The following is a 7,279-nucleotide window of genomic DNA, read 5'->3' on the forward strand; positions in this document are numbered from 1 at the left end:
AAAGGCCCCTGAGCCTAGCTAGCTAAGCCTCCCGGCAGCGACGTTCGAAAAACCCTCTTCGGAAAGGCCTCGAAAAACAGTGTTTTCGGGGCATTCGGTGTGGGTAGTGAAGCTATTCGAAAAACAGTAGGTTTGTGAAGGGACGTTATCCCCTCTCCTCCCATGAATCTTAACCACCTCAACCTCGCGGTTAGTAACGTTGTCCAGACCCAGCAGCTTTTTGAAAAATACTTTGGCCTGACAGCCTTTACGAGTACTTCCGCGCTGGCGGTGCTCGCCGATGAAAAGGGCTTCACCTTGACGTTAAGCAACTTTAAGAAAGAGCTGGCAGTAACTTATCCAGCCGACTTTCATATTGGGTTCGTGCAAGAAACGCAAGCGCAGGTAGACGCTCTTTATCAGCGCTTAACAAGCGACGGATTCGTTATCGATGCCCCGCGCAAGTTTCATGGCTCTTGGACCTTTTACTGGCGAGAGCCCGGCGGCTTGTTGATCGAGGTGCTCTGCTTCACTTCGGCAGGATGAGGGCCAGCTACGGCCGCGGCTCGCTCAAAGACAACGGCCAACCCACCCAAAACCACCTGCGCACCTTTACCGAGTAGTTAGGGTAGTCGTCCTAGTAGCTAAACAAAGCTTGTACAGCGAAACGACCGTTTTCCTGAACGTAAGTCGCTGCCTTCGTTTAGCCGGGTGGTGCTTTATGGTCTTTGGCCCTGGTTAACTTATTGCTGTTTCGCTCAAGCGAGCGGGAAAAACCCGCCAGACACGAGCTTGGGCGAAGCCTTAGGCTGGTGTTTCACCGACCTGCTGGACGGAACCGGGCTGCGTTGGAACGAGCCAACCCCTGCGCTCAGGTTCCTATGGGCTAGCCTTCGGGCACCTTACTGCACCACCAATGGCTGTGTGTAGCGTACACTGCCAACCAGGGCCTGCGCCGTATATAGGCCGGGAGACAGCCCGGCTAGGGTGAGGGGAATCACGCCGTTGGGGGGGAGGGTGATGCTGAAGGTGCGCACCGAACGACCTACCCTATCGGTCAGCGTCAGGTGCAGGGAAGTACCGGCGGCCGCTACCTGTGCTGGCACGTACAGCAGGACCTTTCCCTCGGCCGGATTGGGCCAAAGCGCCATTCCGGCGGCGGCTTGGTTAGGGGTCGTGGCCGTGAACGTATTGTCTGTGACGGTAGCCAGGAAAGTGATGAAGTTGCCCGTTGAAAACGCGAACGGCCCAAAGGCGGCCGGGATGACGACGACCCCGCTCGTGTACACGGTCCCATTGGCCACTACGGCCACCGCCGTCGGATAGTCGCGCCCCGGCCCCCCGGCCGACTGCACCCACGCCAGACTCCCGCTGGCGCCCGCATCCAGGTACTTGGCCACCAGCACGTCGTTGAACCCTAGTGCATTCAGCGTATTCCCGCCAAACGTGGCCGTATTGAAGGAGCTCAGCAGGTATACGCCCGTATTGGTAGCCGTCAACAGCAAGGCGCTGTTCGAATTGGCACTTTGCCCGATACCAAAGGCTTGTGCCCAAAGCAAGCTACCCGCGGTGCTCCCGTCCAACAACTTTGCCACGAAGCTGGTACCGGCGGGCAGGGTATTGGTGCCAATCGTTACGGAAGGGGCCGTGTACCCCACCAGGTAAACGGCGGAACCCTGCACGGCCACTCTACTGAATGACATTCCCGCAGGTTGCAGCCCCCAATCCTGTCGGCTCGTGGGGCCCAGGTCCGTTAGCCGGCGCAGGGCGTTGCCGGGTAGGTAGAGGACAGTGCCGCTGAGGGCAAAAGTGGTGCACTCAGCGGCCGTATACTGGTTGGTCCATACAAAGCGGCCGCTGGTTCCCGCATCGGTGAGCTTCGTCAGAAAAACGGCGCCCGCCACGTCCGACAAGGTGGTAGTGCCCACCGTCAAGGTGCGATTAAAGCCGCCCATTAAGTACACCCCCGCGCTGCTGGCCGCGAACTCCAGCCCGCTCGGGTACCCATCGCCGGAGGTTTGTTGCACCCAATTAAAGGGGGCACTGGTACCGGTATCGGTGAACTTGGCCACGAAAAGCGCATACCCGCTACGCACAGGCGTAGTATAGGTGCCGAAGGTAATGGTGGGCGGAGATTGCCCCGCCACGTACACGCTGTTTCCCGACACCGCGACTTGCAGGCCCTGAAATGGTCCGTCGTTGCAAGCCGCCGACTGTGCCCAGACGAAACGATGGGTCGTGTTGCTCCACTTCGCCACAAAAAACAGGTAGCCCCGGCCCGTTAGGGTCGTGCTGCCAAACGTGGCGGGGTTCGCGCACGTCCCCGTCAGGTAGACATTGTCTTGGGTATCAGCAACCATGTCCGTCACCGTGAGTTGGCCAACCCCCGACCCCGTAGCTTGGTTTAGGTCTAGGGCCATGCGCCATGTTTGAGCCTGGGTAGCCAGCGAGCTGGTCAGCAGCAGGAAGAAACGGAAGACTAGCTGCGATAGGGTTCGAAAGCCGTTCATAAACCGCGGAGAAATAATGACATGCAGTAGCAAAGCTAGCATAACTTGACAGTCGGCTACCGATGCAAGTTGCGCGCTTCCCCCTGCCTAAAACGGCCGTATGCTGGACGGTTTTTAACAGCGCTCAAACGCTCGTTTTGCGGAACCGTCGTCCTCACTCCTGCCCCCTCCAAAAAAGGCTCGTTTGTTAGGTTAATTCTTCAAGTGACCGAATGGCTGTGAAACGCTAATTTTTCGGGCCGTTTTCGGATGCCATTTTTTGGAGGCCTTGCGGTTTACAAAAATTTGCGCTACAGGGCGTTCTCTGTACTTCAGTAACGACTTGCCCGCCGGCTTGGTGAAGTAAGCGGTCAGCACCCGTTTGCTGAAAGGGAGCTTACTTTCGTCCATGGGAGCTAAACATGTGTGCTTCGCTTGCCGCAAAGCGGCTAATGTACCTTATGGTGTCACAGGTCCGGTGCGGTGCACGGACTGTAAGGCTGAATTGGTGGTGTTACCCCACCGCTTTCGTCCGCCTAAAAAACGCGAGCAGAACAAATGGGCCACAGCGCGTTATCTGGTAGCGCACGGCTTTTGCTACGAGCACCTCGCCCCCGGTCATTTTCCAGGATGGGCCACTACGAAGTACGGCAACTATGTGCAGTATCCAGAAAATTTAAGAGACGCGAAGGAATTTGTCGAGCGGTATGGGGCCGCCACGCGCCGGACGAGCTAGATTGCTTGCGTTCAACAAAACGGTGGTAGCTGTTGCAGAACTCAGCAAAGCATCTCGTGCGAAGCCACTAACGGCCAAATTGACCTGGCACTCGGGCGATAAAGTTGCTTTTAGCCTGTATTGGCCCTAACCACGACCATGTGTCGAGCAAGCGGGGGGCAGCAGCCACCGCAACTTATTTATCCTTAGAGTATTGCGGCTTACTTTTGATTGGCTTATGAGTTAAGCAATTCGAGAATACCTACTCGGTCAAAAGGCATGTCCACCAACCCTTGTTGCCCACGAATAGGCTGTAGAGATGGCTGGCTACTGAACCACGAGTCTTTAATGCGCAGACACGAGTAGAGCGGATGCATATTTTTTCCGCCGACCACCTGGACCATTTTTCCGCGGGTTGCAGTCATCTTAAGGTCCACTTTGGGATCGGCCAAGGAAGCGCTGGGGATACCGATTTCTGCGCTTGCTTGTAGCACCAAGCCGGCAGAGCTATCCTCTGACACAATGACTGTGGTTCGTTTGGCCTCATAGAGTGACTCGATCAGAAGCCAGTCTTTTTCCCACCTGTCCTGCGCATAAATCTTGAGTACTTCTTCGGCTATTTGACTACGGTTCTCCAAGCGGTGCATTGTAAGACCAGATGCATTGAACACAAAGGCTCCTTCCCGAGAAAAGTCAATCTTAATTTCCCCTTTTGCCACAGCAGAGAGCGGGGATGCATTTGCGCTCGCCGTGATTGTGGTACCTGACGTCGACGTGTATTGAAGATTTTGCGTGGTGTGGCCCATGCTCACTTGACTCTCTACTCCTAGGCTCTTGAGTGTGGTAACTCGCCGAAAGCGGCCATTTTCCAAGGTTCCCACATCCCCAATCTCCAAAGTATCGCCTGGAAACCAGTTAGCGAAAAAACCGAGGTTGTTATGCATTTCTTGCTGATAGAGTTTAGCTACGCTTGCCATGGGGTCGAGTACATTGGTCAGGTTAAGTGCGGAAGTTACCTGTTTTGACGTAAGAACTGCACGTCAACCAAGTGCCTTAACGTGACTTTATCGTTGAAAATGAGGCGTGTTGCAGCGATTTTAGCATCATCAAAAGAGAGCAGTTTTTCTTGTCTTTCTAGTTCGGTTTCTGCGCCAACGGGGCTCGTAGCTTCGACGCACCCTGTAGCTTCAAAAAACACAGCGTCGCCTAAGGAAATGGCCCTACGGAGATCCCCTAGACTAGGAGCATCCCAATGCGGTTCTTCCCTTCCTCGATACCCTACCAATGCATGGGAAAAATTTGAACCTTCTAAAACAACGACTAATGACTCTTGCAGCGCTGCTTCTAGTAACGCCGCGAAAAGGCATGCCAAGTCAATGCACGTAGCCGTTCCGTGGGTGGCAATCTGGGATGGCGTTCGAATAGCTTGGAAACCTGGAGTGCCACTTTGCATTTCAACTTCGTACCCATAACGGTGCCGTTTGATTCCATTATAGAGCAAGCGGCAGATTTCCATGCTGGCTTCACGACCTCGGTCAAGGGCAACACTCCGTTGAAATTCTTTGCGGGCCCGCGACGCTTCGTCGACTATAAAGGTGTGCCTCACGTGGACGTGATCAACCAACGCTGGGCCATCTTGCAGGTTCCATAAATTTTCCTTCCGTTCCCATCCTACCATGGTGCCAACAGAGAGGGCTGCAGACAGCGCTCCGCCTTCCCGGGCCAAGGCGACAGGCTGAACTAACCCCATTTTGTAACTTGAAATTTGCCGCCCTACTTCGTGTAGCAACTCGTCGGGCGAGTGCCAAGGAATGGCCCCGGAAACCATAGGGGCGCACTTGATGGGAGTAGAACTGTAAAATAGCCTCAAAGAAGGAACGCAGTGCGCATGTGCCATGGCTAAGGCGATGTGCGTTTCAGACAATTTCTCCCCCAACATGAAGACGCATAAGTCTGATTCTAGCAGTGTTTCAAGCAAACGGATGTCATCCAGGCCACGCCCCGACCAGTCATTAGACAACAACGTGATCCCGAAGCCTTCCCGTTTGAGCACTTCGGCTAGGTCTTGCGCCACGCGGCGAAAGTCTTTTCCTTGGCTGTAGACTACCGTCGCTCGCTTGGAACTTGCATTGCTTACACGCCGATACGTCGTTTCTAATTCTAAGCGAAAATTCCGAATGGCCGTGCGATGCTGAACCGAATCGCTTTTGTTCAATTCATCGCCTAAAAACGGAACTGCATCCGCTGGAAAATCTAATCGGTGCCGGTCCAGCACAAGATTGTCTACAAACAGCAACCGGGGCAGCCTAGCGCGACGAGCCAAATTCAGTTCTTGTCCGATGTAGGGGGAATATGCATAGGCATCGATATCAGTGGGCCGGCGCGGAATGATGGAGATAAGTCCTGTCATTTCTCCTAGATAGCGCTCAAGTTTAGCTACGCACCAAATGTCTGTTTTTTGGTCTGCGCTAAGTGGAATCTCCTCTTGCACAAGCTGTTCAATGAAATAGCTATTGAGAGGCGCATCTCGATAGCTATGGCTGAAATATACTTGCATTGCAAGTCGATTAAATTTTATTAATAGTCGAAGTAACGAGTAAGTGGACTTTTATTAATCCGATTTATGCTTCAGACAAGCCAATAGTACCTATAGCAGCACCCTTTCAATCGGCGCGGTGGGCTTCGTGTTGTCTTTAGTGTAGACGCATTGCTTGCGGGAGATAGTGCTGCGATTGCCTTAGTTCCCTTTTACCTAAGATACTCTCCCTTCACACCCTTCAAAAATAGACTTTTTCTTAGAAAAACGGCTCGCGAGGCTAGCGTATTACTTCCACGCGCGGCTGGGTAAATCTGAGCAGCAAGTAGCGATTGTCCAGGGTGTGGACGATCAGTTCTAACTGCTCGTCGACCCACGTGATGGCGAGCAGTAAGCTCACGATGCCCATGCCCTGTTCTAAGGGAATGAAGCGTTTGCTCACGGCTTCCTCCTGACAATGTGCTGCGTGCCACTGGTGAATCACCAGATAACAGGGTCCTTCGTGATAGTGCTGGGTGGCTAGCTCCCAACAGCCGGTAAAATGAATTTCCAGGCGCTTCTGGTCCATATCATAGTAAAACTTGGAAGTGACTTCGTCGTCAAAGGAGTAAGCGAGGACCTGTGACATTAGCATAGCGCAGCAGAAGCCTGGCGGTCGAGTAGACGCTGGACCTGCTTTTGAGAAAAGGCCCCTCCCCTTCTGGCGGTAAAACCCAAAGCATTTAATTCCCCCGCAATGCGCTCGCAACTTAGACCCTGCGCCCGCCGCGCCAAAATCAGCGCTGTGGCTTGCCGGATGCCCCCATGCTCGCGCGCATTGCGCTGCCGAGCAACTAGCCCCAGCTGCCGCGCCTCTTCCGTCAAGTTAGCCGGCGTGCCGAGCTGCGCGCCGCGTGCTTTCTTGGCTTTTAGCGCGTCCTTGGTACGCTGGGAGATGGTCTCGCGCTCGTGCTGGGCGATGACGGCAAATAACCCTACGGTAAGCGTATTGGCATCGGGCATGTCGCAGCAGGCGAACTGCACCCCCGAGTCGCGCAGGGCCAGGATAAACCCCGCATTCCTAGAAAGTCGATCCAGCTTAGCAATCAGCAGCACGCCACCCGCGCCCCGCGCCGCGGCGATCGCCGCGAGCAACTGCGGCCGCTGATTCTTCTTGCCACTCTCCACCTCCACGTACTCCCCCACCGGCGTATCGCCTTTCAGGAAATTGACCACCGCCGCCCGCTGGGCCTCCAGGCCCAAACCGGAGTTGCCTTGCTTTTGAGTGGAGACGCGGTAGTAGGCGAAGTAGGCGGGCACGGGGTAAAACGACGAGTTTTGGCGAAGATACTCCCATAAGACATTACATAAACGGTCGTTTCTAAAATGTCTTTTCGCCTTTTCGCCGCGTTCGAGAGCAGGCTGACCATCGACTGGGGTACGCCGGCTGGTAAAATGCGTAGTAGGCTGGCGGAAGTCCCCGTGTAGTACTGCCTTTGACCGCTAGGGGACCACAGCACTTAGCGCGCGGCTAAGTCGGTCAACAGCTTTTCCAGATTACTCAAGGACAGCTTCATGCCC

7 protein-coding genes are annotated in these 7,279 nt (G+C 54.7%); 1 reads left to right on the top strand and 6 read right to left on the bottom strand.

The window, feature by feature from the left end; genetic code table 11:
* The first annotated feature begins 162 nt into the window (after positions 1-162).
* Positions 163-525, top strand: a complete 363-nt coding sequence (locus GO988_RS23520; protein WP_157570090.1) for a VOC family protein — start codon at positions 163-165, stop codon at positions 523-525.
* Between the two features lie 356 nt (positions 526-881).
* Here the strand turns inward: GO988_RS23520 and GO988_RS23525 are convergent, their stop codons facing one another.
* The 6 genes from GO988_RS23525 to GO988_RS23545 form a co-directional block, all read right to left on the bottom strand.
* Positions 882-2,489, bottom strand: coding sequence for a hypothetical protein (locus tag GO988_RS23525; protein WP_157570091.1), 1,608 nt, complete (start codon positions 2,487-2,489; stop codon positions 882-884).
* A 192-nt stretch (positions 2,490-2,681) separates the two neighbouring features.
* Positions 2,682-2,879, bottom strand: a complete 198-nt coding sequence (locus tag GO988_RS23925; protein ID WP_198173033.1) for a hypothetical protein — start codon at positions 2,877-2,879, stop codon at positions 2,682-2,684.
* A 540-nt stretch (positions 2,880-3,419) separates the two neighbouring features.
* Positions 3,420-4,160: a hypothetical protein gene (locus tag GO988_RS23530; protein WP_157570092.1), complete on the bottom strand. Its 741-nt coding sequence runs from the start codon at positions 4,158-4,160 to the stop codon at positions 3,420-3,422.
* Positions 4,161-4,195: 35 nt separating this feature from the next.
* Positions 4,196-5,740: a hypothetical protein gene (locus GO988_RS23535; RefSeq protein ID WP_157570093.1), complete on the bottom strand. Its 1,545-nt coding sequence runs from the start codon at positions 5,738-5,740 to the stop codon at positions 4,196-4,198.
* A 259-nt stretch (positions 5,741-5,999) separates the two neighbouring features.
* Positions 6,000-6,287, bottom strand: a complete 288-nt coding sequence (locus tag GO988_RS23540; protein ID WP_157570094.1) for a hypothetical protein — start codon at positions 6,285-6,287, stop codon at positions 6,000-6,002.
* A gap of 59 nt (positions 6,288-6,346) precedes the next feature.
* The gene (locus GO988_RS23545; RefSeq protein WP_317164970.1) at positions 6,347-7,018 is read right to left on the bottom strand and encodes a recombinase family protein; all 672 of its coding nucleotides are present in this window, start codon (positions 7,016-7,018) and stop codon (positions 6,347-6,349) included.
* Positions 7,019-7,279 lie beyond the last annotated feature (261 nt).

The organism is Hymenobacter ginkgonis (assembly GCF_009755225.1).
In the GTDB taxonomy this organism is placed as follows: domain Bacteria; phylum Bacteroidota; class Bacteroidia; order Cytophagales; family Hymenobacteraceae; genus Hymenobacter; species Hymenobacter ginkgonis.

What these genes read in the sequence shown, in the direction of transcription:
- GO988_RS23525 (WP_157570091.1), bottom strand. Translation starts at nt 2,489, where the DNA reads ATGAACGGCTTTCGAACCCTATCGCAGCTAGTCTTCCGTTTCTTCCTG.
- GO988_RS23925 (WP_198173033.1), bottom strand. Translation starts at nt 2,879, where the DNA reads ATGGACGAAAGTAAGCTCCCTTTCAGCAAACGGGTGCTGACCGCTTAC.
- GO988_RS23530 (WP_157570092.1), bottom strand. Translation starts at nt 4,160, where the DNA reads ATGGCAAGCGTAGCTAAACTCTATCAGCAAGAAATGCATAACAACCTC.
- GO988_RS23535 (WP_157570093.1), bottom strand. Translation starts at nt 5,740, where the DNA reads ATGCAAGTATATTTCAGCCATAGCTATCGAGATGCGCCTCTCAATAGC.
- GO988_RS23520 (WP_157570090.1), top strand. Translation starts at nt 163, where the DNA reads ATGAATCTTAACCACCTCAACCTCGCGGTTAGTAACGTTGTCCAGACC.
- GO988_RS23540 (WP_157570094.1), bottom strand. Translation starts at nt 6,287, where the DNA reads ATGGACCAGAAGCGCCTGGAAATTCATTTTACCGGCTGTTGGGAGCTA.